This is a genomic window from Candidatus Magnetaquiglobus sp. (assembly GCF_058402785.1).
In genome coordinates, this window is record NZ_JBZVFG010000029.1 from 22,344 (window position 1) to 48,548 (window position 26,205).

The window sequence follows — 26,205 nt, forward strand, 5'->3', positions numbered from 1 at the left end:
AGGTGTGTCGTTTTGCGATTTTGGCAAAACGACGCACCTTTGCCTTGCATGAGAATTTGACTTGAGCGCGCTCTACAAAAAAAGCGTTTTTTCGCGTCTTTTGCGAAAAAACGCTTGCGCGCCGCCTTGGAAGGTGTGTCGTTTTGCGATTTTGGCAAAACGACGCACCTTTGCCTTGCATGAGAACTGGCTGCCGGAGGCGGCTTTGGCTGACGCGAGCGGTTCGCGTTCTTCACGTATGCCCGGCGGGCAACGAGGGGGGCACGGAGACCGCGCGCTTACGCCCATTTTCGTAAACCTGCATGATGGGAGGAGACACCCCTCACCCCCCGTGGCGTCTTGAACTCCTGGTTCTTTCGCCCCATGAACCCACCATGAACCACCCGATTCGCGATCCGCTTTCGACCCGTTTTCACGACACGCTCCGACCGCTGCTTGCCGCGACGGCACGGGTGGTGATCGCGGTATCGGGAGGCGCCGACTCCCTGGCCCTGCTGCATCTGCTGCTTGCCGGCACGGCCCTCGACAGGACGCGGTTGCTGGTGGTTCACTTCGACCACGCCTTGCGTGACGATTCCCACCTGGATGCCAATTTCGTGGGCGAACAGGCGGAAAAGCTGGGGCTGGCCTGTCGGATCGGGAGGTGGAAATCCCCACCATCGGGTGGCAATCTCCAGGAACGGGCCCGGAATGCCCGACTGGGGTTTCTCCTGGAGTGTGCCCGATCCTTCGAAGCCGAAGCGATTCTGACCGGCCATCATCGGGATGACCAGGCCGAGACCTTCCTGGAACGCCTGTTGCGAGGCGGCGGGGTGACGGGTCTGGCGGGGATTCGAGCCGAACGATCGCTCGGAAACGGCATCCGTCTGCTGCGCCCGTTGCTGGGGATGGGACGCGCGGAGCTGCGCGACTGGCTGACGCAACACGGAGTGGCATGGCGCGAGGATCCCTCGAACACGAAAGAACAGTACCGCCGCAACTGGCTGCGCCATCGGCTGATACCGCTTCTGAACGAGGCACTGCCGAATCACGATCTCGCCCTTCGACTGGCCGAGAGCGCGGAACGACTGGCCCAGGCCGACACGGCGCTCGAATGGGCGCTGGCGGATTACTGGCCCCGACTCGATGCCCGGTGGAACCAGGCGGCAGGGGTCATCTCCTTGGATTGCCGTGCATTTGCCACGCTTCCCGAGGCCATGGCCCACCGTGTGCTCACCCGCTGTCATGCCGCGTTGACCGGATGCGCACACCCGCCCGGCGCCCGCGCCATGGCGCAATTGACCCGTCTGACCCATGGCAAGGGTCGCGGATGGCACATGCATGTGGATGGCCTGCGCATCAAAAGGTCGGATTCCCGGATCTACTGGCAACGTTTCGTGGAGGCCCCGCGAAAAAGTTCCCAAGGCGCGGGAGAAAAAGAGATGTGGGAGATGGTTGAATTTTCGGTGTGGGATCCTTATCATGAGAGCGGACGGTTCACCCATCCGGATGCCCTGCTCCCGATCTGAATCTTTCCAATCCTTGTTGACTTGCAAGATGGGGAACCCCCCCTCACCCCGCCGTGGATCTCTCTTGCGGGCGTTCCACGGTAACATCATCCGATCCAGGAGAAGTCTGCTTGAACGGATTTTATAAGAATTTGTCGTTGTGGTTGGTGATCGGCCTGCTTTTGATCATGCTGTTCAACCTGTTCAATCAGCCGACCCCGCGGGATCAGAGCATCCCGTTTTCCGATTTTCTCTTTCAGCTCGACCAGGGCAAGATCACCGACGTGGTGGTGCAGGATCGACGCATCTCCGGGGTTTTCTCGGATGGCGTGGCCTTTACGACCTATACCCCGAACGATCCGGACCTGATGCGCATGCTGCGCGAGAAGAAGGTGAACATCACCGCGCGTCCGCCCGAGGAGACGCCACTGCTGGTGACGATCCTGATCTCCTGGTTCCCGATGCTGTTGCTGATCGGGGTCTGGGTGTTCTTCATGCGCCAGATGCAGGGCGGAGGCGGACGCGGCGCCATGTCGTTCGGACGCTCCAAGGCAAAGATGCTCTCCGAGACCCTGGGCAAGGTGACTTTCGCGGACGTAGCCGGGATCGACGAGGCCAAGGAGGAGTTGCAGGAGATCATCGAATTTCTGCGCAATCCGCAGAAGTTCCAGCGCCTGGGCGGCAAGATCCCCAAGGGTGTGCTGTTGATCGGTCCGCCGGGCACGGGCAAGACGCTTTTGGCGCGGGCGATCGCCGGCGAGGCGAACGTGCCGTTCTTCAACCTGTCGGGATCGGACTTCGTGGAGATGTTCGTGGGCGTGGGCGCGGCGCGGGTGCGCGACATGTTCGAGCAGGGCAAGAAGAATGCCCCATGCATCATCTTCATCGACGAGATCGATGCCGTGGGTCGGCATCGCGGCGCCGGACTCGGCGGTGGCCACGACGAACGCGAACAGACCTTGAACCAACTTTTGGTGGAGATGGATGGCTTCGAATCCGCCGAGGGGGTGATTCTGGTGGCGGCCACCAACCGACCCGACGTGCTCGATCCGGCGCTGCTGCGTCCGGGACGCTTCGACCGTCAGGTGACCGTGCCCAATCCGGATATTCGCGGTCGCACGCAGATTCTGAGCGTGCACATGGCCAAGGTGCCGATAGACGAGTCGGTGGATGTCGAGGTTCTGGCGCGCGGCACGCCCGGTTTTTCCGGCGCGGATCTGGCCAACCTGGTCAACGAGGCGGCGTTGGGCGCGGCCCAGGCCGACAAGAAACTCGTGGACATGGAGGATTTCGAGGCGGCCAAGGACAAGGTGATGATGGGCAAGCCGCGCAAGTCGGCCATCATCCCGGAGCACGAGCGGCGCACCACCGCCTATCACGAAGCCGGACACGCCATCGTCGCGGCCTCGATACCGGGCACGGATCCGGTTCACAAGGTGACGATCATCCCGCGCGGTCGGGCGCTGGGACTCACCATGCAGCTTCCCACCGAGGACCGGCACACCTACTCGCGGCAGCAGTTGGAAAACAACATTTCGGTGTTGATGGGCGGACGTCTGGCCGAGGAACTGGTGCTCAACCAATTGACCACCGGCGCGGGCAACGACATCAAGCGCGCCACGGACATGGCGCGCAGCATGGTCTGCGAATGGGGGATGAGCGACAAGCTCGGTCCGATGACTTACGGTGCCAAGGAGGAGGAGATCTTCCTGGGTCGCGAGATCACCCAGCACAAATTGATCTCCGAGGCCACGGCGCTGACCATCGACACGGAGGTGCGCGGTCTGATCGATCGCAACTATCAACGCGCCAAGCAGATTCTCATCGAGAAGATGGAGATTCTGCACATCATGTCCCAGGCCCTGCTGGAGCGGGAGACCCTGGATGCGGACGAGGTGGCCAATCTGATGGCCGGCATGTCCGCCGAGGAGGCGTTGAAACCCCTGCCGCCGCCGCCGAAAAAGAAGCGCAAGAACAAGGGCAAGTCCGCTGCCATGGCCGATGCCGAGGGTCCGGAGAGTGGTTCCGCCCCGCGCGGCAAGGTACGTCTGGCCAAAGAGCCGGAGGTGGACGAGGTGGACGAGGAGGAGGAGGACGAAGAGGAGGAGGCAAGACCGGTTCGTCCGGCGCGCGCCGTGCGACCGAATCTGGCCAAGTCCGAACGGGAGGACGACAGCGCCCCTGCCCTGGCCGAGGTGGATCGGGTTTCGCTGACCAAACCGAATGGTGCGACCGTGACCGAGGCAGGCGAGGCGGATGCGCGCCCGGTGGTTGACGCGGGTATGGCGGGTGCGTCTGGTGAGGCGGCTGGGCAGCCGGCAGACGCGGGTGTGGTTTCCGCGGAGACGGCGGTTACCTCTGAAAGCGCGGCGCGGCCAACCCCGGATGGTTCGCCCGTGACGGTCGAGGCCCCGCTCCCGGTTGCCGGGCGCGGGAACGAGCCGTCCGACCCGGGTCCGCCCTCTTCCAACCGTGGCTGAGGCGCGTGTGACGGATGGGATGAGGCCGTTGGCAGCGCCGATGCGGGTGTTGCTGGAGCCGATGTTGAGTGACGGATCCTGGTTCGCGGGGCGGCATGGGGATCCGGTTCCCTTGGGGGAGCTGCTCGATGATCCGATCACGGTCTGGTTGGTGACGCTGGCCGGATGGCGCGAGGGGTGGGACCGGCTGTTGCCCGAGGGGATGCGTATTCGGGAAGCTGGCCTTTGGCGTCTGGCCGAGGGGCGCTTGAATGGCGCCGGATTGCGGGGTCTGACGGAGGTCTTGCGCGCGGTGGGGTTGGAGGCGGAAGCCACGGCCATCGAGGTCGCCCTGGCGCGGCATCGGCAGGCGGATCCGGTGTGGCATTGGGGTGGATCGCCGGGTTGGCGTGTGGATCTGACCGGGCCGCGTGTCATGGGGATCGTCAACGTCACGCCTGATTCGTTTTCCGGGGACGGGTTGGCCGGTCGTGTCGAGGCGGCCATCGCGCATGGGGTGGCCATGGCCGAGGCCGGAGCGGACCTGTTGGATGTGGGTGGGGAATCGACCCGACCCGGATCGTTGCCGGTGTCGCTGGATGCGGAGCTGGAGCGGGTGGTGCCGGTGGTGGCTGGTTTGGCGCGCGCGGTTTCCATTCCCGTGGCCGTGGACAGCTCCAAGCCCGAGGTGATGCGGGCAGCGTTGCGGGCGGGCGCGGCGATGATCAACGATGTCACCGCGTTGCGTGGACCGGGTTTGGATGATGAAGAGGATGCCGGTTGGTTGGCGGGTGCGGATGTGCCGGTGTTGTTGATGCACATGGCGGATCGTCCGGAGGTGATGCAGAGCGATCCGCGTTATGATGACGTGGTGGTGGAGGTCTTTGATTTTCTCGCGCGGCGTCAGGTTTGGGCGGAGAGGTGTGGAATCCGGCTGTTGGCGTGTGATCCGGGCATTGGATTTGGCAAGAGTCGGGAGCACAATCTGGCCTTGTTGCGGCGGCGGCGGGTGTTTCGCGGGTTGGGTGTGCCGTTGATGTTGGGGTTTTCCCGCAAGCGGATATTGGGGGAGTTGAGTGGGATCGAGGGACCCATGGCGCGGGATGGGATTGGGCATCTGTTGAGTTTGTTGGCGGATGCGGCGATTTTGCGGGTGCATGATGTGGCGGGGGCGAAGATGGCCATGCGGGTCGCGGCAGGGATAAGGCGCTGAAGACTGGCTCCAACTGTTGCGGAGGACGGGGGGCCGAAGGCCCCCGGCGGAGGTTTGGAGGCAGAGCCTCCAGGATTTTGCCTTAAGATAAAGGCAAAATCCTGGGGGAGGAAGCCCCCAGATCTCCTCTTTTTTTCAACAGTTTGGATCGACGGATCTTACCAGGATCGGCATTCATGAACTCCTCTCCTCCCCGCCTCTTCGGCACCGACGGCGTGCGCGGTCTGGCCAACGTCCACCCCATGACCGCCGAAACCGCCCTGCGACTCGGCCAGGCCGCGGGCCAGGTGCTGCGCCGCCCGGATCACCGCGGCGGCGTCGTGGTGATCGGCAAGGATACCCGCCTGTCCGGCTACCTGTTCGAATCGGCCCTGCGCGCGGGCTTCAACTCGGTGGGCATGCACTGCGTCCAGGTGGGCACCATCCCCACCCCCGCGGTCGCGTACCTCACCCGCGCGTTTCGCGCCGAAATCGGCGTCGTGATCTCGGCCTCCCATAACCCGTATCACGACAACGGAATCAAGTTCTTCGGCCCGAACGGCATGAAACTCCCGGATGAGGTGGAACGGGCCATCGAGGAACAGTTTTTCCAAGATCCGGTGATCCGCGACCTGCCCCACCCGTCCCACATCGGACGCGCCCAACGGATCGAGGATGCACGGGGACGCTACATCGAATTTTGCAAGAACACCTTTCCCCGCGACCTGCGACTCACGGGATTGAAGGTGGTGGTGGACTGCGCCAACGGCGCCGCCTATCGGGTGGCGCCGGAAGTGCTGTGGGAACTGGGCGCCGAGGATGTGATCCCGCTGGGCGTGAAACCGGATGGCCTGAACATCAATCAAAACTGCGGCTCCCTCTACCCGGAATTGATGCGCGACAAGGTGCGCGAAACCGGGGCGGATATCGGCCTGGCCCTGGATGGCGATGCCGACCGGCTGTTGGTGTGCGACGACCGGGGCCGCCTGCTGGACGGCGACCAGATGATGGCCTTGAGCGCCATCATGATGAAGGAAAACAAGACCCTGAAAGGGGACGCGGTGGTCGGCACGGTGATGTCGAACCTGGGATTGGAACGGTTTCTCCACTCCCTGGATCTCAAACTGCTGCGCGCCAGCGTCGGGGATCGCTACGTGCTGGAAACCATGCTCGCCGAAGGGTGCAACCTGGGTGGCGAACAGTCGGGACACATGATTTTTCTGGATTACAACACCACGGGCGATGGCATCGTGAGCGCCTTGAAGATCCTGGAACGGATGGTGACCCAACAACGCCCGCTCTCGGAGCTGGCCGCGCAGTTGCATACCGTGCCGCAGATTCTCAAGAACGTCACCATCCCCCGCGGTTCCAATCCCTTGGCCGATCCCACGGTCCAAACGGCCATCGAGGCTGCCCATGCAACCCTGCAAGGCCAAGGACGCCTGCTGGTACGCCCCTCGGGCACGGAACCGAAAATCCGTGTCATGGCCGAGGGGGATTCCCACGAGATCATCTCGCCTTTAGTCGATGATCTTTGCCAACGCATACAAAAGGCTGCGCAAGCCTCAGGAGAGTGATTCCCATGCCGCGTTATACCCTTCCCGATGGATCGTTCCAGGAGAGCGCCACGCCCGCGAGCGTGGCCACGATCGCGGCGACGATCGGCGCCGGTCTGGCCCGCGCGGCCATCGCCGGTCGCGTGGATGGCCGTCTGGTCGATCTGGATACCGTGGTCGATCAGGATGCCACCATCGCCATCATCACCCCTTCGACCCCCGATGGACTCGACATCCTGCGCCACTCCACCAGCCATCTGATGGCCCAGGCGGTCAAGGAGCTGTTTCCTGGCGCCCAGGTGACCATCGGTCCGGCGGTGGCGGACGGATTTTATTACGATTTCGACTACGAACGCCCCTTTACGCCGGAAGATCTGACCGCGATCGAAGCACGCATGGAGGAGATCGTCAAACGGGATCTGCCGGTCAAACGACAACTCATGGGTCGCCAGGAGGCGATCGACTGGTTTTTGGATCAGGGGGAGCGGTACAAGGCGGAGATCATCGCCGCGATTCCCGAGGATCAGGCCATCTCGCTCTATCGCCAGGGAGCGTTCATGGACCTGTGCCGCGGTCCGCATGTCCCCTCCACCGGACGGCTCAAGGTATTCAAGCTGACCCGCTTGGCCGGGGCCTACTGGCGCGGCGACTCGAAGAACAAGATGCTGCAACGGATCTACGGCACCGCCTTCGCGGACAAGAAAGCCCTGGAAGCCCACCTCACCCTGCTCGAGGAGGCGGCCAAACGGGATCATCGCCGCATCGGCAAGGAGCTGGATCTGTTCTCGATCCAGGATGACGCCGGCGGTGGCCTGGTGCTGTGGCATCCGATGGGCGCGCGGGTTCGGCAGATCATCGAGGATCAATGGAAAGAGGCCCATCGCGCGGCAGGCTACGAGTTTCTGTTCACCCCGCACATGGCCAACCTGGATCTTTGGCGCACCTCGGGCCATCTGGACTTCTACCACGACTCGATGTTCAATCCGATGACGGTGGATGAACAGAAATACCAGATCCGCCCCATGAACTGCCCGTTCCATATTCTGGTGTACCGCTCCCAGATCCGCTCCCATCGGGATCTGCCGATGCGCTGGGCAGAGTTGGGAACGGTGTATCGTTATGAGATGTCTGGGGTTTTGCATGGTCTGTTCCGGGTGCGCGGCTTCACCCAGGACGACGCGCACATCTTCTGCCGCGAATCCCAGATCGAAGCGGAGATCAGCGCGATTCTGGACCTGACCTTGCAGACCCTGCGGACGTTCGGATTCGAGAAGTTCGAAATCAACCTCTCCACGCGCCCGGAAAAAGCGGTGGGTTCGGACGCGATCTGGGAGAAGGCCACCGCCGCGTTGCGCGGGGCGATCCTGCATCACGGCCTGGATTATTGCGAGGATGTGGGGGGCGGGGCCTTCTACGGACCGAAGATCGATGTCAAGATCACCGACGCCATCGGAAGAAAATGGCAATGTTCGACGATTCAACTGGACTTCAACCTTCCAGAACGGTTCGATATCGGCTATATTGGCGAGGATGGAGCCAGACATCGACCCATCATGATCCATCGCGCCTTGATGGGATCGCTGGAACGGTTCTTCGGCATCCTCATCGAACACCACGCCGGCCATTTTCCCGTGTGGCTCGCGCCGGTGCAAGCCGTGGTGCTGACGATCACCGAAGCCTACAACGATTGGGCCGTGGAAGTGGAACAAAAATTGCGCGCTGCGGGTCTGCGCGTGCAAACAGATTTGCGCAATCAGAAAATTGGCTATAAAATCCGCGAGCACGCCATGCAGAAAATCCCATGGCTGCTGATCGTCGGCGAACGCGAACGCGCCGAGGGGGCGGTGAGTCCCCGTGACCGACATGGCAAGGAGCTGGGTCTGATCCCGCTCGACGAGATGATCCAACGCCTGCTGGTCGAAAGCAAACAGCGGACATGACGTGCATGATGGGAAAAAACCCATCCGTGGTAGACGCTTAGGGGCGTACCCACGCAAGCCATTCGTGAAACATTCACCACAAGGGAGAGTCGATCATCATCAAGCCTTCCATACCCCACAACAGCGGCGGCCCCTCCGGCAACCGGGACAACCGGGAACGCCCCGCTCCCCAGGTTCAGACCGACAACACGCGCATCAATGAACAGATCCGCGTGCCGGAAGTGCGGCTGATCGACGAAAAAGGTGAACAGGTGGGCGTGGTCACCACCTACGAAGCGATGCGACGCGCCACGGAGGCGGGTCAGGATCTCGTCGAGGTGGCCGCGGATGCCCGTCCCCCGGTCTGCAAGATCATGGACTACGCCAAGTTCAAGTACCAGAAATCGGTACGCGAACGGCTGGCCAGGAAAAAGCAGGTGCGCATCGAGATCAAGGAGGTCAAGTTCCGTCCCGGAACCGATACGCACGACTTTGACGTCAAGCTCAGAAGCATGCGAAAATTCCTGGAGGACGGCGACAAGGTAAAATGCACCTTGCGTTTTCGCGGACGTGAGATGGCCCACCAGGATCTCGGACTCGCCCTGTTGAAACGGGTCGAGGAGGCGGTCGCGGATCTGGCCAAGGTGGAGCAGGTGCCCAAGCTGATGGGTCGGCAGATCACCATGGTGGTGGCGCCCTCCAAAACGAAGAAAGTACCCTGATTCGCAGTTGACGTGAACGCGCGATTGCGGATGACATCAACCCCCAACCGAAGGATCGGCAATGCCCAAGATCAAAACCCACCGGGGCGCGGCCAAGCGGTTTTCCGCCACCGGCACCGGTAAGCTCAAACGCAACCATGCGTTCAAGCGCCACATTCTCACCAAGAAGGCGCCCAAGAACAAACGCAACATGTGTGGCACCTGTCTGATGGCTGCGGCGGATGCGCCAGCGGTCCGGCAGATGATGCCTTATTTATAAGATCTTTTTTCAAGGAGTACTCACCCATGCCGCGCGTTAAACGGGGTGTGTGTGCCCACGCACGTCACAAGAAAGTTCTGGATCTGGCCAAGGGGTATCAAGGCCGCAACAGCAGCTGCTACCGCATCGCCCTGCAAAAGGTCGAGCATGGCCTGCAATACGCGTATCGCGATCGTCGCGCCCGCAAGCGGGATTTCCGCAAGCTGTGGATCGTGCGCATCAACGCCGCGGCCCGCTTGAGCGGTCTCTCCTACAGCCGGTTGATCTCCGGTCTGACCAAGAGTGGCATCGAGCTGGATCGCAAGGTGTTGGCCGACATGGCCGTGCATGCGCCGGAAGATTTCGCGCGAGTCGCCGAGCAGGCCAAGGTTGCTCTGGCGGCGGCCTGATCGTCTCAAAAGGCAAGAGGGATGAGAGGGTTCCAATCCTTGGAACCCTTTTGTCTTTTATGCCGTCGGAAATGATGCGTCCAAGGGTCTACCGAACCACCCCGGACCCCGGTGATGACGCGATCCACGACCAAGCACCCGCCAGTCGCCCCACCTTATTTTTTCAGTCGGGAACCCACCATGCTCGAAGATGATCTGGCCAAACTCAAAGAGTCCGCCCTCGCCGCCCTCGATGCCGCCGCCACCCCCGCCGAACTGGAGGCGATCCGCGTCCAGACGCTGGGCAAGAAAGGAGATCTGACCCAGATCCTGCGCGGCCTCGGACAAATGGACGAAAGCCAGCGCGCCGCGTTCGGCGCTTCGGCCAACGCCTTCAAGGAGAGCTTCGCCAACCGGCTCGCGGAACGCTCGGATGCGCTCAAGCAGGTGGAGTTGAACCAAAAGCTGGAACGGGAGTGGGTGGATGTCACCCTGCCGGGCCGCCCGCGCCCACACGGTACGATCCACCCGGTGACCCGGGCCCAGAACGAGATCATCGCCATCTTCACGGCCATGGGCTTTCCACCGGCGTCGGGTCCGGAGGTGGAGTCGGACTGGCACAACTTCGAGGCGCTGAACATCCCGCCGGACCACCCGGCGCGGGAGATGCACGACACCTTCTACCTGCCGCCCGCCCTGGACGGTCGCAAACGGCTGCTGCGCACCCACACCTCGCCGGTGCAGATCCGCGTCATGGAGGGGAAACAACCCCCGTTGCGCGCCATCGCGCCGGGCAAGGTGTTCCGCTGCGACTCGGATCTCACCCATACACCGATGTTCCATCAGGTCGAAGGGTTCATGGTGGACGAAGGGGTCCACTTCGGACAGCTCAAAGGGTTGCTGGCGACCTTTCTGGTGCGGTTTTTCGAACGGGAGTTGCCGGTGCGGTTTCGTCCGTCGTTCTTCCCGTTCACCGAACCGTCGGCGGAAGTGGACATGGGGTGCCTGTTCTGCGAAGGCCAGGGATGCCGGGTCTGCAAGCGCACCGGCTGGCTCGAGGTGCTCGGCTGCGGCCTGATCCACCCCAACGTGCTCACCAACGTCGGCATCGACCGGGAACGCTACTCCGGGTTCGCCTTCGGCATGGGCGTGGAACGGCTCGCCATGCTCAAATACGGCATCAACGACATCCGTGCCCTGTTCGACAACGATACCCGCTTCCTGACGCGGCATGCGTGACCCATCGAGGCGGCCATGAAGGTACTCCAGCTCGAAATCCAACATTTCAAGAAGTTCGAGAACTTCAGCATGGATTTCACGGATCCGGTTCTGGGAATTCCGAAAGATCTGGTGGTGTTGGCTGGCAACAATGGCAAGGGTAAATCCACCGTGCTCCAGGCCATTGCCCTGGTGCTTGGCATGGCCACGGGAAGATTGACCTCCGCGGAGAAATTGGACTGGCCTGGCTTTGATTGTTCTTTGGCAACCAATACCTGGAAATTGCCTACTCAAATCAAATTGCGCGTGGCCTTTGGTGCTGCGGAGATCGAAACGATTCAACGCTGTTACAAGACTTTGCCCTCAAGTAAGAATCTCAAGATTGCACCGGACTCCAAACGAGAGATCGTTCTTACATTGGATGGTACCAATCTGTCTGCCCCGTCTGCCAAACAGAGGAATCAATTCTTTGGGCGCAGGTATGCCTCGCAGGTATTAAAACTTCTGCCCGAAGGACATGAAATCTTCCAGGAGATCGGTTCGGTATTCTGGTATCACGAGCAACGGTTGGCCAATACCCTAACGCCGATTGAAGAAGAATCGGGCAATTTGGTCAGCTTCAACGATGAATACCTTCGAATCTATCTGGATCGTATCTTCAGTTTCCATGCACGCATCCAATATGGTGCTCAAATTCTTCAACCAGGGCAAAAGGATCTGTTCAAGGATATTCAGCTTGCCTGGGAGACCGTTTTTCCAGGCCATCGACTGGTTGGCAGCGTACCTCGGGAGGGTGACAGGGATCTGTTCAAGGCACCATGGTTCTTTTTCTCCGATGGACGCCACCAGTATGAACTCGGGGAGCTGTCCGCGGGTGAACGGGTGATCCTGCCCATCCTGATCGATCTGGTCCGTTTGAACATCCACAATTCGGTCATCCTGATCGACGAAATCGAGCTGCATCTCCATCCACCCCTGCAACAGACGCTGCTGACGGCACTGCAGAAAATGGGCAAGAACAATCAGTTCATCATCACCTCCCATTCGCAAGCCATTGGTGACGTGGTACCCGACCATGCCATCATGCGGATTACCGACGGATGAACATGCTGGATGTCCCATGGGTCGTGTTTTGTGAAGGCAAACCGGAGAGTCTGGATCAACGGCTGTTGCGGCGTCTGTTCCCCTCCCCATCGGTAGCCGTGCAACCCGGAGGGGGAAAAGGCAATCTATCTGGATTCGCTGAAGGGTTCTTGACCAATCATAAAGCTCAGTCGTATCTGTTTTATCGGGATCGAGACTTTGACCATTACCCGGAGAAAGAACCCGTCTTGCTGTCCGGTCGTCACCCGGATGGCAAGATGGTCATGTCGCATCGGACCTGCATCGAAAACTATCTGTTGGAGGGTGTTCTTCTTGACCGGTTCTGGACCGAGAAGCATGGTCAATATTCCTGGAAATTAGGTTCCTCTCCGGGTATCGAGCGGTTGGAGCAATGGATCATGGAGGCAGCTCGTGAGCTTGTTTGGTATCAAGCCACGCGTTGGGCCTTGGCTGGGCTGAAACCCGATGATGGTTGGAATTCGTTTGGCAACACTTGGATCAAAAGAAGCAACGATCTACCCGATAAACTCGATTCAACAACCTGTCTGGCACGGGCAACGGGTCTGATTGGTGATTTCAAAAAAAAGAACCAGATCATCAATCCCCGATCCTTCTCGGAAGGGTACAGCACGTTTCTGGAGCGGTTTCAAACCAAACGGTTCTGGGAGGAACGACTCTACACCATCTATTTCAGCGGGAAGGATCTTGCCAAGATGATGGTCCGCTTACACCATGCCAGGCTTCCGCCGATGGAACTCTTTTTTGATTGGGGCATTGCGGAGATCGACTGGAGAAACCACCCTGATCTTCTGGAACTCTCGACCCGTCTTGCCAACCCCACGCCTGAATAAACCCTGAAATACGGATTGGATTCTCAACTCATGAAAATCACCCTTGCTTGGCTGCGCGACCATATTGACTTCGATCTTGACGCCACCACCCTCGGCGCCCGGCTTACCATGGCGGGTCTGGAACTCGATGCCCTGTACCGGCTGGATCAGGGTTTGGAGATGGTGCAGGTGGGACGGCTGGAGACCGTGGATCCCCATCCGAACGCCGACCGGCTGACGTTGTGTCAGGTGCGCATCGGCGAGAGCTGTTTGCAGATCGTCTGCGGGGCCAGGAACCACCGTCCCGGCGACAAGGTGGCGGTGGCGCGGGTCGGAGCCAATCTTCCCAACGGCATGGCCATCCAGCTCGGACAGATCCGCGGGGTCACCTCCCAGGGGATGCTCTGCTCGCTCAAGGAGCTGGGACTGGCCACGGAGTCCGAGGGGGTGTTGATCCTGGATCCGGCCACCCCGGATGGTCAGCCGATCGCCCAGGCGCTGGGTCGCGACGACGTGGTGCTGGAACTGGGGATCACCCCGAATCGCGGCGATTGCCTGGGGGTGCGTGGCGTGGCGCGGGAGGTGGCGGCGCTCACCGGCAAAAGCCTGAACCCCCTGGAACTCCCGAAGGTGGAAATCGAGGCCCCGGAGGCGATCGCCGAGGTGCGGCTGGAGGATCCGATCGGCTGTCCCCGTTACGCGGGTCGGGTGATTCGCGGGGTAAAGGTGGGTCCGAGTCCGGCATGGTTGAAGAATCGGCTCGAGGCCGTGGGGTTGCGTGCCATCAACAACGTGGTGGATGTGACCAATTATCTGTTGCTCGACCTGAACCAACCCTTGCACGCCTTTGATCTGGAAAAACTTCAAGGGCCGGTGGTGGTGCGTCGCGCCGCCGAAGGGGAGATCCTGCGCACCCTGGACGGCATGGAACGGAACCTGACTCCGGCCATGACGGTGATCGCGGATCAGGAGCGGGTGTTGGCTCTGGCCGGCATCATGGGCGGCGCGGAGAGCGGGGTCACCGAGGCGACCACGGACATCTTTCTGGAGGTGGCCTATTTCGATCCGATCGCCACGGCGCGCACCGGGCGGCGGCTGGAGCTGGTCTCCGAATCGCGGCACCGTTTCGAGCGCGGCACCGATCCGGAAGCGATTCCGCACGTCATGGAGCGGGCCACGCGGATGATCCTCGATCTGGCCGGTGGTCAGGCCGGCCCGGTGACGTTGCTCGACGGCGGCACCTGGCATGCCCCCGCCGAGATCTTCTACCGGCCCGAGCGGGTCAACCGGCTGGGGGGCATCGACCTCGCCGCCGAAACCATGAACGGCATGCTCGACGCTTTGGGATGTCAGGTGATGCCGATCTCCGGGGATGAGCCCCGTTTCATGGTGATTCCGCCGAGCTGGCGCCATGACCTCAAGCGCGAGGAGGATCTGGTCGAGGAGATCGTGCGTCTGTACGGCTATGACCGGGTTCCTGCCGCCCTGCCCCGCGTGCCGGCTTCGCCCCCGATGCCGGATCCGCAACGGGTGCTGACCGAACGGGTGCGGGAGATTCTCGTGGGACTGGGCTATCAGGAGGCGATCGATTACGCCTTTGTCGGCCCGGAGATTCAGGCCCGTTTCGATGGCGCCATCACCCCGGTGCGTTTGCTCAATCCCCTCTCCGAGGAGCAATCGGTGTTGCGCACCTCGCTCATCGCCGGATTGATCGAGAGCGCGCAGCGCAATCTGAATCGCGGCAACATGCGGTTGCGGCTCTTCGAGATGGGACGGGTCTTTCTGCCCCGCGCCGAGGATGGCATCCTCGAGGAGGTCGAGCGGTTGGCTTGCGTGCTGTGCGGTCCGGTGGAGGAACCCTCGGCGCATGCCGCGGCGCGCGCGGTGGACTTCCATGATCTCAAGGGGGATCTGGAGGTGCTGATGAAGGATCTGACCGGCATGGCGCCGGATCTGGTCGCGGGTGGACCGGCGTTTCTGCATCCGTTGCGCAAGGCGGTGATTCAAGGTGCGGATGGGGATGCGATCGGCTGGATGGGGCAGCTGCACCCCGCCGAGCAGGGGGAGTTGGATCTGCGTCGTGAGTTGTTCGTGTTGGAGCTGGAGCTGGGCGCGTTGCCCGCCAAGGTCAAGAGCGGCTCAAGGGAGATCGTGACGAGTCGTTTTCCCGGCATCCAGAGTGATTTCACCTTCCTGATGCCCGAGCGGACCCCCGCGGGTGCGGTGGTGGCCGAGGTGATGTCCGTGGATGCGGGATTGATCCGGCAGGCGCGGGTGGTGGCGATCTACACCGGTACCGGCGTGCCGGAGGGGTGGAAGAGTCTGACGTTGAGCACGTTGTTGCAGGCGGACGATCGCACGTTGACCGATGCAGAGAGCAAGGGGGTGGCGGAGCGGATCATTGCGCGGGTGGTGGAGCGGTTCGGTGCGGCGTTGAGGTGACCACCCACCATTGCGGGGATCCGGGGACCGCAAGGTCCCCGGCTTAAGTGCGGAGGGAAAGCCTCGGGGGTTCTGTCTTGGACGTTAGCGCGCTCTGCAAAAGCGGGGGATGCCGTGGTTCCGCGTGGCGCAATCCATCAAGCAACCGGATCAGATCCCCCGCCCCATGCGCCGCGCTCAACGACACCCGCAACCGCGCCGTCCCTTTGGGCACGGTGGGCGGACGAATCGCCATGGCCAGAATCCCATGCTCGACCTCCAACCGCCGACTCGCCTCCAGCGCCACCCCACTCTCCCCGAGAATCACCGGAATGATCTGACTGGCGGAACGTCCGGTATCCAGACCCAACCCCCGCAACTCTCCCCGCAACCAGGCTGCCCGTTCGAGCAACGCTTGCCGGGTCTCATCCAGGGTGGGCAGCAACTCCAACGCCGCGTCCATGGCCCCGAGCACCGCCGGCGGCAAGGCGGTCGAATAGATCAAGCCCGCGCAGCGCTGCACCAGATAATCCCGCAACGCCGGAGAGCAGGCCACATAGGCCCCGAACCCTCCCAACCCCTTGCTGAAGGTCCCCATCACCAGTTCGACCGCGCCCGGATGCGCGGCGGCCAGACCGAACCCGCCCGGACCGAACACCCCGGTGGCATGCGCCTCGTCGAGAAACAGAAAGGCCCCGAAACGGTTCTTCAACGCGATCAGGCCGGGCAGATCCACCCGATCCCCATCCATGCTGAACAGGCTTTCGGTGACGATGAACCGCGGACCCGGATGCCGGGCCTGTTTGTCAAGCAGTTCTTCCAGATGATTCAGATCGTTGTGACGGTAACGGATCTGCCTGACCCCGGCGGCCAGACAGCCATGATGGAGACTGGCATGGTTGAGCCGATCGCAGAAAACCAGGGGCTCGCCATCCAACACCTGCCGGTCGAGGAGCGCGGCCAGCAGCGTGGCATTGGCCTGGAAGCCGGCATTGAAGACCAGGGCCGCGCCACTCCCCTTCCCTGCCGCCAGACGCGCCTCGACCTGTTCGAAGGGCTCCAGATTGCCGCACACCAGCCGCGAGGCCGAAGCCGAACAGCCCCAACGGGCGGTCCAGTCCCGGGCGCGTTCGATGAGGAGCGGATGGTCGGCCAGGCCCATGTAGTTGTTGGAGGAGAAGTTGATCAGCCGTTGTCCCGCCTTGTCGATCCGCCCGCCGGATGCCGGCAGCATCGGCACCAGCCGGCGGGTCTGCCCGGCGCGCGCGCATTGGGCAAGAAAGGCGGCATAGGCACGCGCGGGCATGGAGGTCACTCCCGCGCATCCGGCATGGGGATCCAGCGCCGGTTGATATAGGCTTCCAGGGGTTGATAGCGCGACTTGTAGCGCATTTTCGGACAATCGTCGATCCAGTAGCCGAGATAAACCCAGTCGAGCCCCAACTGCCGGGCCAGCTCCACCTCCCACAGGATCGCCAGGGTGCCGAGTCCGCGGGGATGCTCCTGGGGGTCGAAAAAGGTGTAGACCGCCGAAAGGCTGGTGTTGGTCACATCATAGACCGCGGTGAGCACCAGCCGTCTTTGCACGCGGAAATCGGCGAAGCGGACCGCGCACCAGTCGGAGTGCAGAAACTCCATGAATTCCTCGAGTTCCGGATCGGCCATGGGACCATCGCCGTGCCGGCTGTTGATGTAGCGGCGATAGAGGGCGAAATGTTCGTCGGAGAAGACCGGTCGGCCCGACTGCACCACCAGATCGCGATTGCGCCGGATCACCCGTCGCATCGAGGATGTGGTCACGAACTCCCGTGCGCGGACCCGCACCGGCACGCAGGCGTCGCACTCCCGGCACCAGGGACGGTAGACCAGATTGCCGCTGCGCCGGAAGCCGGTGGCGAGCAGAAAATCGTAGCGCTCCATCTCCATGGGGAATTCCGGGTTCACATACAGGGTGCTGGCCACCGGCCCGGTCAGATACCCGCACGCATGGGGTGGACTCAGGATCAGCTCCAGCGGTCGATGGCCGTTTTCGATGGGGAGGGGTTCGGTCATGCAACGCCACCTTGCAATCCGTTGGGAAAGAACGCACCATGTTTTTTCTTGCCGTGTGGAACGCCCTTGCGGAAGCAACACGGTCGGGGGGTCAGGGGGTCTGCCCCCATCATGCAGGTTTCTTCACGGGAGTTGCAAGCATGTTCAAGGGGACGACCATCCTTTCGGTCCGACGCGGCGCGAGCGTGGTGATGGCCGGTGATGGCCAGGTGACGCTCGGCGCGACGGTGATCAAGGCCAATGCCCGCAAGGTGCGCTTCTTGAAGGAGAGCCGCGCCCTGGCCGGATTCGCCGGTTCTACCGCCGATGCCTTCACCCTGTTCGAGCGGTTCGAGGCCAAGCTGGTCAAGCACGGCGGCATTCTGACCCGTGCCGCCGTGGAGCTGGCCAAGGATTGGCGCACCGATCGGATGTTGCGACGGCTGGAGGCGATGCTGGCCGTGGCCGATGCCACCCACAGCCTGTTGATCTCCGGCACCGGGGATGTCCTGGAGCCGGAAGAGGGGATCCTGGCCATTGGTTCGGGCTCTCCCTACGCGCTCTCCGCGGCGCGGGCGCTGTTGCGTCACACCGAGCTGCCCCCGCGCGAAATCGTGGAGCGGGCCATGGGCATCGCGGCTGAAATCTGTGTGTATACCAATTCCAATCTCATCCTTGAAGAGCTGTAAATGTCCGAGTTCACGCCGCGCGAGATCGTCTCCGAACTGGATCGCTTCATCATTGGCCAAAACGACGCCAAACGGGCCGTGGCCATCGCCCTGCGCAACCGCTGGCGACGGCAAAGGCTCGATCCGGCCCTGCGCGAGGAGGTCTATCCCAAGAACATCCTCATGATCGGTCCCACCGGCGTGGGCAAAACCGAAATCGCCCGACGCCTGGCCAAACTCTCCGATGCCCCGTTCCTGAAAGTCGAGGCCACCAAATTCACCGAGGTCGGCTATGTGGGTCGGGATGTGGAGTCGATCATCCGCGATCTGACCGACATGGCGGTCAAGATGGCGCTGGAGCGTTCCAAGCAAGAGGTGCGCCGACAGGCCGAGGAGGCCGCCGAGGATCGGGTGCTCGATGGCCTGCTTCCGGGTTCGAACGTCTCCTATGGCACGGTGGAGAGCGTATCCGCCCTGCCGGGGGATTCGGGCACCCGCCAGAAATTCCGCAAGATGCTGCGCGAGGGCAAGCTCGATGACCGGGAGATCGAGATCGATCTGCGCGAGCCGCGCAACGGTCCCACCCTGGAGGTGTTCACCCCGCAAGGCATGGAGGGGATCAACATCTCCGAGATGCTCGGCTCGGTTTTCGGCGGCGCCCGTCCGACGCGCCGCAAGGCGACCGTGAAGGAGGCCCTCAAGCTCCTCATCGACGAGGAGGCCGGCAAGCTGGTGGATCGGGAGAAGTCCAAGCGCGCCGCGCTGGAGCGGGTCGAACAGGCGGGCATCGTCTTCATCGACGAACTGGACAAGGTGTGTGCGCGCAACGGTGAGTTTCGCGGCGGCGCGGATGTCTCCCGCGAGGGGGTGCAACGGGATCTCCTGCCCCTCGTCGAGGGGACCACGGTGAGCACCAAGCATGGCATGGTCAAGACCGATCACATCCTTTTCATCGCCTCGGGGGCGTTTCAGCTTGCCAAGCCGTCGGATCTGCTTCCGGAGTTGCAGGGGCGGCTGCCGATCCGGGTGGAGTTGAAGAGTCTCGGGGTGGAAGAGTTTCTGCGCATTCTCACCGAGCCGGAAAACGCCCTGACCCGGCAGTATGCGGCGTTGCTGGCCACCGAGGAGGTGACGCTGGAGTTTGCCGAGGATGGCATTCGCGCCCTGGCCGAGATCGCCGCCAAGGTCAACGAAACCACCGAAAACATCGGCGCGCGGCGTTTGCACACGGTGATGGAGAAGCTGCTGGATGAGCTGTCCTTCACCGCGCCGGACCGACGCGGGGAGAGGTTGGTGATCGATGGCGCGTTCGTGCGCGGTCAGTTGCAGGATCTCTCCGAGAACGAGGATCTGTCGCGGTATATTCTGTGAGGTGGAGTCGTTCGGATGGGGATAATCCTCCTGGAGACCCTTGATCATGGAACGACGCATCTCGTGATGGGTGCGGTTTGGCAACGATCTCAAGCAACCATTCAGGACCCCCACCATTGCAGGAGCCGGGTCCCGCGGATCCCCGGCTTCAGTGCGGAGGCGGTGCCTCCGAGGTTTGACTTTCGCTTTTTAGCGCGCTCTTCAAAAAAAGCGATTTTCGCAAAGGGTGCGTGGCCCTTGCAACGCTGAATCATGCCTTTTCCCAGGAGGATCGCCATGCTTCTACCCTTCATCAAATGCCAAGGATCCGGCAACGATTTTCTGCTCATCGACGAGATGACCACCCCCCTGGAGGTGTCCGAGGCGACCCGGAGCCGCCTGGTCGCGGCTCTGTGCCGCCGGGACGGGGGAATCGGCGCGGATGGGGTGCTGTTTCATCAACCCGCCCACGACGCGGACGCCCGCATGCGCATCTTCAACGCCGACGGCTCGGAGGCGCGCATGTGCGGCAACGGCATCCGCTGCCTGGGCCGTTTCACCCTCGAGTCGACCGGTCGCAACACCGTGACGGTGGCGGTGATGCAAGGGGTGTTGCGGGTCCGGCTCATGTCTGCTTTCTTTCCCGGCGTCACGGCCTGCGAAACCGAAATCGGACCGATCTCCCTGAAGCCAACCACCCTGCCCATGGTCTGGGACGGACCGCGGGTGGTGGGCGAGATTCTGCCGTCGCTCTCGACCCATCTGCGCTTCACCGCCCTTTCGGCCCCCAATCCCCACATCAGCGCGCCGGTCGAGATGGTCGATCGGGATGACCTGATTCGCGTCGGACGCCTGGCCAACGGCGCCCATCCCCTGTTTCCGGACGGGGTGAACGTCAGCCTGCGCCGCATCACCGGAGAAGCGAGCCTTTTCGTGGCCACCTACGAGCGCGGCGTGGGATGGACCCACTCCTGCGGCACCGCCATGACCGCCTCCACCTTTGCCGCATGTCTGGACGGAGCCTTCCCCTTCAGTCGTCCCATCCGGGTGTTCAATGCCGGTGGACAGGTGATCTGCACCGCCCTGCGCGCCACCGAAGGCGGAAACCATGCCGGTCTTTTGGCGGGCAACGCCACCTTCGAGTGGGATGGCGAGGTGGAGATCGACCCCACCGATGAAAACAATCCGCTGCGACATGTTCGACGCGTCCGCGATCGCGACGATGAAATCCGCGCCTACGAACGGTTCAAGGCGGCGTGCGACGCGGGGTGATCGCAACACGAGATCCCCTGCCCGCGAGGGGTTCAAGGTTGCGTGCAACGCGGGAAACAGCCCGCGCGCCCACGCAACCTCCCCTTGAGCGCGCTCTTCTCAAAGAAGCATTTTTCGCTGACATCCTCCTTGATTGGTTTGCGTCCATCCTGCCAGAAATGTCAGATCAAGTCTTGCCTGCTACAGATCCAGTGACAAATGCCGCTTGACTTCCAAGACAGTTGCTGGACCCCGCCCAATATAGGGGGTCCTGAATCGTTACCAAATGCTTATGAATAACGCTCAACTCTGACCCGACTGTTCCTTGCTCCCCTCCTTCACGACCCGTTTTGTTTCTCGAAATTGCCCTCAACACACGCCCGTTCAGGTCACCAGCCAAAAAATCCCGCCGTTTTCCGAAATACCCGGCTTCCAATCCGCCAGCATTCCTTCGTTTTCCACCTGCATCAGCCCTGGCTTCGGATCGATTCTCACGATCCACGCCTCTCCCCGAATGTAAAGATCCTGTTCTTTGCCAAGATTTATCCCGTGATTGCCAACTCGATTGATGTGCCGATGATAATACTATCAAAAGTTTCAATAATTGTAGGGGTGAATGTAATATAATATGATTATATATGATTTAGAATAATTTGTGAAGTCACTTTTTAACATCTTTTTTCTTGACAAACCGGAAGAATGAACCGAGTATTCATGATATCGCGTCTTCAAAAACCAGGCCGCCAATCGGGAGGAGAGCATGGGGAGCCAGAATCGTTCCAAATCCGTGGATGCCATCGTCATCAAGGATCTGCGCGATGCCAATCGCGTCCTGGGCGAAATCGCCCAACTGCAACGCAGCCTCGATGCCATCGAAATGGACAGACAAGAGAGCATCGCACGGATCAAACGCTCCTCCGAGGCCTTTGCCGCCCCACGCCGCGCCCGTCTGGAGGCGTTGGTGGCGGGATTGTCCCTGTTCGCGCTTGAAAACAAAGCGATCCTGTTCGCCAAAAGGCGTGGGCTCGATCTGACATTCGGCGCACTGGGCTTCCGTCGCGTCCAGGCACTGCGTCCACCGGTACGAGGGGGTTGGGCGGGGGTCTTGCAAAAAATCAAGGAGCTTGGCGCAACCGAGGCGATCCGCGTGCGCGAGGATGTCAATCGCGCCGTTCTGCGCGGCTGGTCGGTGGGAAGATTGGCCCAATTGGGGATCGAGAGCGTGCGATCCGATCTCTTTTGGTATGAGGTGAAGTGGGACAACCTGAATCCGGATGCGATGCCCACCACGGCCCATTCGGAAACTACGCAAAGCGGGGAGGTGAAATGATGGAAGGTTTGGAGCTGATTTTGAAAGAGGATCTGCCGGGTTCACTCGAGGAGATCGCCGAGGTGATCGGGCGGGAAGGGGCCTTGCAGTTGGTCCATGCCTGCGGAGGCACGCGCATTTTCGTGCCGCGCAAGCTGCGGGTGCAGCACAAGTTGGTGACGCTGCTGGGCTTTGAACAGGCCCGCAAATTGTCGAGCCATTTCGGGGGCGAAACCCTCACCGTGGTACGCGCCGCGGAGTTGCTGCGCCGACGCCGCAACCGGGAGATCATCCGCCGCTACGACGCGGGGGACGGTGTACGTCAATTGGCGCGGGAGAATGCCCTCACCGAGCGTCAAATCTACGCGATTCTCTCAACGTCCATGTGATGACGGGATCCGTGTCGGCGCGAGCCGTCGGATCGGCTGTCGGCCCGAAACGCACGGGATGGGGAGAACCCTGACCTCTCGTGGCACTGTTTTGCGAGAGTGCCTCAACAAAAAAGGATCGACGCGAGCGCGTCGATCCTTTTTTTGAACGACCTCGAAGCAAACGGATTTTACAAAACTTTTTTCAAGGACTGATCGATCCGCTTGGACATCGAGGAGATTTCGCTGATGACCCGATCGATGTCGCCCGCCAGGTCGCGGGCCACGCGAGCCGTGCTTTTGACCTCGCCGGCCACCACCGCGAACCCCTTGCCGAACTCACCGGCACGGGAGGCCTGGATGCCGGCGTTGATGGCCAACACTTCGAGTTCGTTGGAGATTTTCTCGATGCCGTGCAGGGTTTTGGAAACGTCGCGGGTATTGCGATCGATCTCCTGGCGAACGCTGGCCAGATCGGTGAAGACCTGGTGATTGGCCTGACCGCGCTGTTCGCTGAAGATCTTGTAGAGCATCAGGATCAGGGATACGTCGATGACACCATCCTTGCCGACCGCCTCGACGACCATGCGATGGACATCCGGCGAACCGCTGCAATCGACGATCAGATCGGTTTTGAAGTTCTTGAGTGCGACTTCGGGTTTGGAAACGGTCTTGATACCCAGTTTTTTGGCCATGGCCAAACCGGGAGCCGCGGAGTCGGGGTCGGCCACGAAGAGGATTTCCACGCTCTTGTTGTGCGAGAAGAGTTCCAAGACCTCGCAGCCTTCCTTGCCGGCACCGATGATGCCGATTTTCTTGCCATGTTCACTGGTTGCCATAGTCGTTCCACCCCGTGGTGCCGGATCACTGTGTGTTGCGGTCGATCTTGATGGAAAGCGCGATCACTGAACCCGAATGCAAGACAAAAGCCAAGATTCTTTATTTGTTCGGGGCGGGATGGCGCACGTCTGACCGATTATTTATCGTCCTTTGTCAGGATAGCACACGTTTGAATGCAAGGTCATGGAATTTGTTCAAAAAAGTCCGAGAATCTTCGCCGGGCGCGCATCCTGTCCAGGCGGAACGGATTCATCTTGGCGAGAATACCGATTTTTTTTAGTCTCATCAATCAATTGACGCATTCAATCCCAAGGGGTTCAATCAATCGACGAGGGGATCGACCAACATGGCCGGAGCGGAGCGGATCGAAGGGGCGGAGCGGATCGAAGGGGCGGAGCGGAGTGGGCAACGGGCACGAGTACGCGCCGCCTTCCTGGAGAGTGGCGGCAATCTGGCGTGGGCAGCCAGACAACACGGGGTCGCGGAGAGCACCGCCCGTCGCTGGCGGCGGATGGATCAACAAGAAGGGGTGCCCTGGGAGAGCCAACCGCATGGCACGCTCTTGGACCGTGCCGCCGGCTGTCTGGTCGGGAATCGACGCGAGCGGATGGTGAGCGCCATGCTGGAGGAGTATCTGGAACTCCACAAGGAGGCAGTGGCCGCGGTGAAAAACGGGGAGGTCAAGCCCCTGGATCGGGTGGATGCCCTTTCGAAGTTGTCCCAGGCGCTGGATCGCACCTTGCGGGCACTGGGCAAGGCCAGCCCCGAATTATCGCGATTGGCGATCGCCAAGTGGGTTCTGGAGCGGCAGGCCGAGTTCGTCCGCAACCATCACCCCGACTGGCTGGAGATGTTCGTGGAGATCCTCGAACCGTTCGGCGAGGAGCTGGTCACCTGCATGACCGGAGGGGATACCCTGCGTTCCGCCTCCTCCGAGGAGGGGTGATACCCATTGTGAGGATCGGTTGTTCGGCGACCTGTTTTGGGGCCAGGTTCGCGGCATCGTTTCGCAGATTCCGGTCCCCCGCAACGGTTTTCAAACCCTGCGGGTCACGGGTCCCCATGCAGCCGACACACGCCCCGCCCCGCGTCCTTGGCGGCGTAGAGCGCCACGTCCGCGCACTTGAGCAACCCCTCGAGCTGCTCGGCGTGATCCGGAAAAATGGCGATCCCCACGCTCACCCCGATGGTGCAATCGTGACCATTGAGATGATAAGGCTTGGCCACCTCGCAAATCAGCCGCTCGCCCAGTTGACGGGCCACCTCCCCCTCCGCGCATTCGGGCAGCAGGGCGGCGAATTCGTCCCCACCCAGACGAAACACCACGTCCGACTCGCGCAACGCCTGTTTCAGACGACCGGCCACCGCCTTGAGCAGCAGATCGCCGACATCGTGACCCAACGTATCGTTGATCGGCTTGAAACGGTCCAGATCCAGATACATCACCGCCATGCGCCGCCGATAGCGCTGACAGACCGCCAGGGTCTTCTCCACCAGTTGCGAAAAAAGCCGACGATTGCCCAATCCGGTCAACGGATCGCGAATCGCCATGTCCTCGAAATGTTCCTTCTGGTGGTGCAGCTCGCCGATGTACGAATAGATCGCCGTGGAGGCGGTTTCGAAGGCATGGTCGAGGATCTGGATTTCGTTGCCTTTCCCCGACTTGGAAAGTTGCGGCGTGTCGATGCGCTCGTTGGAGCAGACCTCGACCAGGATCATCGCCTTGTCACGCAACCGGTTCAGCGGTTGCAGAATCAGGAAATGCATGGTCAAACCCAACAGCCCGATCATCAGGATGATGATCAGCGAGGACCACCCCAGACGCAGGGCATTGTCACGCAACGCCAGGCGGATCGCACTGAAATCCACCGGCAGGATCACACAGAAGGTACGACCGACGATGGCCAGCGGCGCGTAAAGCAGGCCGAGATCCGACTCCGCGACCCGATCGGTCAGGGCCGCGCTCCCCTCCGGGCAGGCGCGAACCCGATCCGGATCGGGTATCGGCCAGATCGTGCCATCCAGCGTGCTCGCCAGAAAACCGTCCGGATGACCGATCGCCATGCCGGTGGATTTCGTCCCCTGCCCGCGCGCCAGATCCGGATGGATCCAACGTCCCAGCACCAGCAGACCGACCGCCTTGCGCTGCACGGTGATCGGTGCCAGGGAGACCATGGCCCAACGGGATTCGATCGCGATCGAAACCAGATGACCGCCGGTCTTGATCCCCTTGGAGACCGCCTCGGCAGGCAACGGCTTCTCCCCCACCAATCCCTCGGTGGCGAACAGACTCTTGCCACTCGCATCGAGCACGCTGATGAAATCCACCCCACGGATCGTTTCGGACAAAAACAGCACCTTGCGCATCAGACGGTTGAAGTCCTGATTGAAGGCCGTCACCGCCTCCTGCAACTCGCCGTCGCGCGACACGGCATTGGCCAACTGCGACAACACGCTCGCCTCGTGATCGATCAGAAACCCGATCTGCGCGGCGCGCGCCTCGTGCTCGATTTTGGCCTTGGTGTGCAGGGTTTCGTTCAGGAATGGATAATTGATGAAATATCCGACCGACATGGTGGCCAATACGGTCAGAATCAGCAGACCGACAATGGGAATCAGCAGACTGCGACCGCGATATCTCCTGCGTTCCGACACGCCGGTCGGCGTGGTATGGTCGTCCGTTGTTTCCATGTGCGCATGCCCCTCCCCATGGCCTGATTTTCTGGCGGGTAATCCCTCCTAAAATACGTTTTGCCAAGTCAATAAGCAAGAGAAATGGACTCGCCATTCGCGGGATTCCCTGTGTTGGTTCAGCGGGACATGGAGTTTTAGATTATTTCCGTTAGCTACATT

General features: G+C 61.5%; 22 protein-coding genes. 18 read left to right on the plus strand and 4 right to left on the minus strand.

The genetic code is table 11. The features are described from left to right. Positions 1–374: 374 nt before the first annotated feature. The 12 genes from tilS (at position 375) to pheT (ending at position 15,556) form a co-directional block, all read left to right on the plus strand. On the plus strand, positions 375–1,508 hold the full coding sequence (tilS, locus tag ACV4UY_RS10695) for a tRNA lysidine(34) synthetase TilS (RefSeq protein WP_491607585.1): 1,134 nt from the start codon (positions 375–377) through the stop codon (positions 1,506–1,508). 110 nt (positions 1,509–1,618) lie between these two features. Next, the gene (gene ftsH, locus ACV4UY_RS10700; protein WP_491607586.1) at positions 1,619–3,967 is read left to right on the plus strand and encodes an ATP-dependent zinc metalloprotease FtsH; all 2,349 of its coding nucleotides are present in this window, start codon (positions 1,619–1,621) and stop codon (positions 3,965–3,967) included. A gap of 28 nt (positions 3,968–3,995) precedes the next feature. Next, positions 3,996–5,159 carry a dihydropteroate synthase gene (folP, locus tag ACV4UY_RS10705; protein WP_491607587.1) on the plus strand — a complete coding sequence of 388 codons (1,164 nt, stop codon included), beginning with the start codon at positions 3,996–3,998 and terminating at the stop codon, positions 5,157–5,159. 176 nt (positions 5,160–5,335) lie between these two features. Then, positions 5,336–6,715, plus strand: a complete 1,380-nt coding sequence (gene glmM / locus ACV4UY_RS10710; RefSeq protein ID WP_491607588.1) for a phosphoglucosamine mutase — start codon at positions 5,336–5,338, stop codon at positions 6,713–6,715. A 5-nt stretch (positions 6,716–6,720) separates the two neighbouring features. Beyond that, a complete protein-coding gene (gene thrS / locus ACV4UY_RS10715; RefSeq protein ID WP_491607589.1) occupies positions 6,721–8,634 on the plus strand; it encodes a threonine--tRNA ligase in 1,914 nt (637 codons plus the stop codon). Between the two features lie 110 nt (positions 8,635–8,744). Beyond that, positions 8,745–9,335: a translation initiation factor IF-3 gene (infC, locus tag ACV4UY_RS10720; RefSeq protein ID WP_420903807.1), complete on the plus strand. Its 591-nt coding sequence runs from the start codon at positions 8,745–8,747 to the stop codon at positions 9,333–9,335. Between the two features lie 61 nt (positions 9,336–9,396). After that, positions 9,397–9,594 (plus strand): 50S ribosomal protein L35, encoded by a 198-nt coding sequence (rpmI, locus tag ACV4UY_RS10725; RefSeq protein ID WP_420903452.1) that lies wholly within the window; start codon positions 9,397–9,399, stop codon positions 9,592–9,594. Positions 9,595–9,620: 26 nt separating this feature from the next. After that, a complete protein-coding gene (gene rplT / locus ACV4UY_RS10730; RefSeq protein WP_491607590.1) occupies positions 9,621–9,983 on the plus strand; it encodes a 50S ribosomal protein L20 in 363 nt (120 codons plus the stop codon). Positions 9,984–10,163: 180 nt separating this feature from the next. Next, positions 10,164–11,201, plus strand: a complete 1,038-nt coding sequence (gene pheS, locus ACV4UY_RS10735) for a phenylalanine--tRNA ligase subunit alpha (RefSeq protein WP_491607591.1) — start codon at positions 10,164–10,166, stop codon at positions 11,199–11,201. 15 nt (positions 11,202–11,216) lie between these two features. After that, the gene (locus tag ACV4UY_RS10740) at positions 11,217–12,284 is read left to right on the plus strand and encodes an AAA family ATPase (RefSeq protein WP_491607592.1); all 1,068 of its coding nucleotides are present in this window, start codon (positions 11,217–11,219) and stop codon (positions 12,282–12,284) included. Further along, complete coding sequence (locus tag ACV4UY_RS10745) at positions 12,281–13,135, plus strand: hypothetical protein (protein ID WP_491607593.1); 855 nt, start codon at positions 12,281–12,283, stop codon at positions 13,133–13,135. The genes ACV4UY_RS10740 and ACV4UY_RS10745 overlap by 4 nt, the downstream gene beginning before the upstream one ends. Positions 13,136–13,165: 30 nt before the next feature. Beyond that, a complete protein-coding gene (gene pheT, locus ACV4UY_RS10750) occupies positions 13,166–15,556 on the plus strand; it encodes a phenylalanine--tRNA ligase subunit beta (protein WP_491607594.1) in 2,391 nt (796 codons plus the stop codon). Positions 15,557–15,599: 43 nt separating this feature from the next. Here pheT and ACV4UY_RS10755 read toward each other — a convergent pair whose 3' ends face one another. Next, positions 15,600–16,841, minus strand: coding sequence for an aminotransferase class I/II-fold pyridoxal phosphate-dependent enzyme (locus ACV4UY_RS10755; RefSeq protein ID WP_491607595.1), 1,242 nt, complete (start codon positions 16,839–16,841; stop codon positions 15,600–15,602). A gap of 5 nt (positions 16,842–16,846) precedes the next feature. After that, entirely contained in the window at positions 16,847–17,587 is a 741-nt protein-coding gene (locus ACV4UY_RS10760; RefSeq protein ID WP_420903447.1) for an arginyltransferase, read from the minus strand. A gap of 140 nt (positions 17,588–17,727) precedes the next feature. Between ACV4UY_RS10760 and hslV the strand changes: the two genes are divergently transcribed. From hslV to ACV4UY_RS10785, 5 genes are all read left to right on the plus strand, one after another. Further along, positions 17,728–18,255 carry an ATP-dependent protease subunit HslV gene (hslV, locus tag ACV4UY_RS10765; RefSeq protein WP_420903446.1) on the plus strand — a complete coding sequence of 176 codons (528 nt, stop codon included), beginning with the start codon at positions 17,728–17,730 and terminating at the stop codon, positions 18,253–18,255. Beyond that, positions 18,256–19,605 (plus strand): ATP-dependent protease ATPase subunit HslU, encoded by a 1,350-nt coding sequence (gene hslU, locus ACV4UY_RS10770; protein ID WP_420903445.1) that lies wholly within the window; start codon positions 18,256–18,258, stop codon positions 19,603–19,605. 276 nt (positions 19,606–19,881) lie between these two features. Then, entirely contained in the window at positions 19,882–20,856 is a 975-nt protein-coding gene (dapF, locus tag ACV4UY_RS10775; RefSeq protein WP_491607596.1) for a diaminopimelate epimerase, read from the plus strand. Positions 20,857–21,595: 739 nt separating this feature from the next. Then, a complete protein-coding gene (locus tag ACV4UY_RS10780; RefSeq protein WP_491607597.1) occupies positions 21,596–22,165 on the plus strand; it encodes a host-nuclease inhibitor Gam family protein in 570 nt (189 codons plus the stop codon). Beyond that, on the plus strand, positions 22,162–22,533 hold the full coding sequence (locus ACV4UY_RS10785; RefSeq protein ID WP_491607598.1) for a Mor transcription activator family protein: 372 nt from the start codon (positions 22,162–22,164) through the stop codon (positions 22,531–22,533). Before ACV4UY_RS10780 ends, ACV4UY_RS10785 begins: the two co-directional genes overlap by 4 nt. 170 nt (positions 22,534–22,703) lie before the next feature. Here ACV4UY_RS10785 and ACV4UY_RS10790 read toward each other — a convergent pair whose 3' ends face one another. Continuing rightward, positions 22,704–23,351 (minus strand): methyl-accepting chemotaxis protein, encoded by a 648-nt coding sequence (locus ACV4UY_RS10790; protein ID WP_491607599.1) that lies wholly within the window; start codon positions 23,349–23,351, stop codon positions 22,704–22,706. 347 nt (positions 23,352–23,698) lie between these two features. On the opposite strand from ACV4UY_RS10790, the gene ACV4UY_RS10795 reads away from it, so the two are divergent. Next, entirely contained in the window at positions 23,699–24,298 is a 600-nt protein-coding gene (locus ACV4UY_RS10795) for a DUF1804 family protein (protein ID WP_491607600.1), read from the plus strand. Positions 24,299–24,402: 104 nt separating this feature from the next. Here the strand turns inward: ACV4UY_RS10795 and ACV4UY_RS10800 are convergent, their stop codons facing one another. Continuing rightward, positions 24,403–26,043 carry a diguanylate cyclase domain-containing protein gene (locus tag ACV4UY_RS10800; protein ID WP_491607601.1) on the minus strand — a complete coding sequence of 547 codons (1,641 nt, stop codon included), beginning with the start codon at positions 26,041–26,043 and terminating at the stop codon, positions 24,403–24,405. Positions 26,044–26,205: the final 162 nt, after the last annotated feature.

Excerpts from the sequence above, each read along its gene's own strand:
- tilS (WP_491607585.1), top strand. The coding sequence starts at position 375 with ATGAACCACCCGATTCGCGATCCGCTTTCGACCCGTTTTCACGACACG.
- glmM (WP_491607588.1), top strand. The coding sequence starts at position 5,336 with ATGAACTCCTCTCCTCCCCGCCTCTTCGGCACCGACGGCGTGCGCGGT.
- thrS (WP_491607589.1), top strand. The coding sequence starts at position 6,721 with ATGCCGCGTTATACCCTTCCCGATGGATCGTTCCAGGAGAGCGCCACG.
- rpmI (WP_420903452.1), top strand. The coding sequence starts at position 9,397 with ATGCCCAAGATCAAAACCCACCGGGGCGCGGCCAAGCGGTTTTCCGCC.
- rplT (WP_491607590.1), top strand. The coding sequence starts at position 9,621 with ATGCCGCGCGTTAAACGGGGTGTGTGTGCCCACGCACGTCACAAGAAA.
- pheS (WP_491607591.1), top strand. The coding sequence starts at position 10,164 with ATGCTCGAAGATGATCTGGCCAAACTCAAAGAGTCCGCCCTCGCCGCC.
- ACV4UY_RS10740 (WP_491607592.1), top strand. The coding sequence starts at position 11,217 with ATGAAGGTACTCCAGCTCGAAATCCAACATTTCAAGAAGTTCGAGAAC.
- ACV4UY_RS10745 (WP_491607593.1), top strand. The coding sequence starts at position 12,281 with ATGAACATGCTGGATGTCCCATGGGTCGTGTTTTGTGAAGGCAAACCG.
- pheT (WP_491607594.1), top strand. The coding sequence starts at position 13,166 with ATGAAAATCACCCTTGCTTGGCTGCGCGACCATATTGACTTCGATCTT.
- ACV4UY_RS10755 (WP_491607595.1), bottom strand. The coding sequence starts at position 16,841 with ATGCCCGCGCGTGCCTATGCCGCCTTTCTTGCCCAATGCGCGCGCGCC.
- ACV4UY_RS10760 (WP_420903447.1), bottom strand. The coding sequence starts at position 17,587 with ATGACCGAACCCCTCCCCATCGAAAACGGCCATCGACCGCTGGAGCTG.
- hslV (WP_420903446.1), top strand. The coding sequence starts at position 17,728 with ATGTTCAAGGGGACGACCATCCTTTCGGTCCGACGCGGCGCGAGCGTG.
- hslU (WP_420903445.1), top strand. The coding sequence starts at position 18,256 with ATGTCCGAGTTCACGCCGCGCGAGATCGTCTCCGAACTGGATCGCTTC.
- dapF (WP_491607596.1), top strand. The coding sequence starts at position 19,882 with ATGCTTCTACCCTTCATCAAATGCCAAGGATCCGGCAACGATTTTCTG.
- ACV4UY_RS10780 (WP_491607597.1), top strand. The coding sequence starts at position 21,596 with ATGGGGAGCCAGAATCGTTCCAAATCCGTGGATGCCATCGTCATCAAG.
- ACV4UY_RS10785 (WP_491607598.1), top strand. The coding sequence starts at position 22,162 with ATGATGGAAGGTTTGGAGCTGATTTTGAAAGAGGATCTGCCGGGTTCA.
- ACV4UY_RS10790 (WP_491607599.1), bottom strand. The coding sequence starts at position 23,351 with ATGGCAACCAGTGAACATGGCAAGAAAATCGGCATCATCGGTGCCGGC.
- ACV4UY_RS10795 (WP_491607600.1), top strand. The coding sequence starts at position 23,699 with ATGGCCGGAGCGGAGCGGATCGAAGGGGCGGAGCGGATCGAAGGGGCG.
- ACV4UY_RS10800 (WP_491607601.1), bottom strand. The coding sequence starts at position 26,043 with ATGGAAACAACGGACGACCATACCACGCCGACCGGCGTGTCGGAACGC.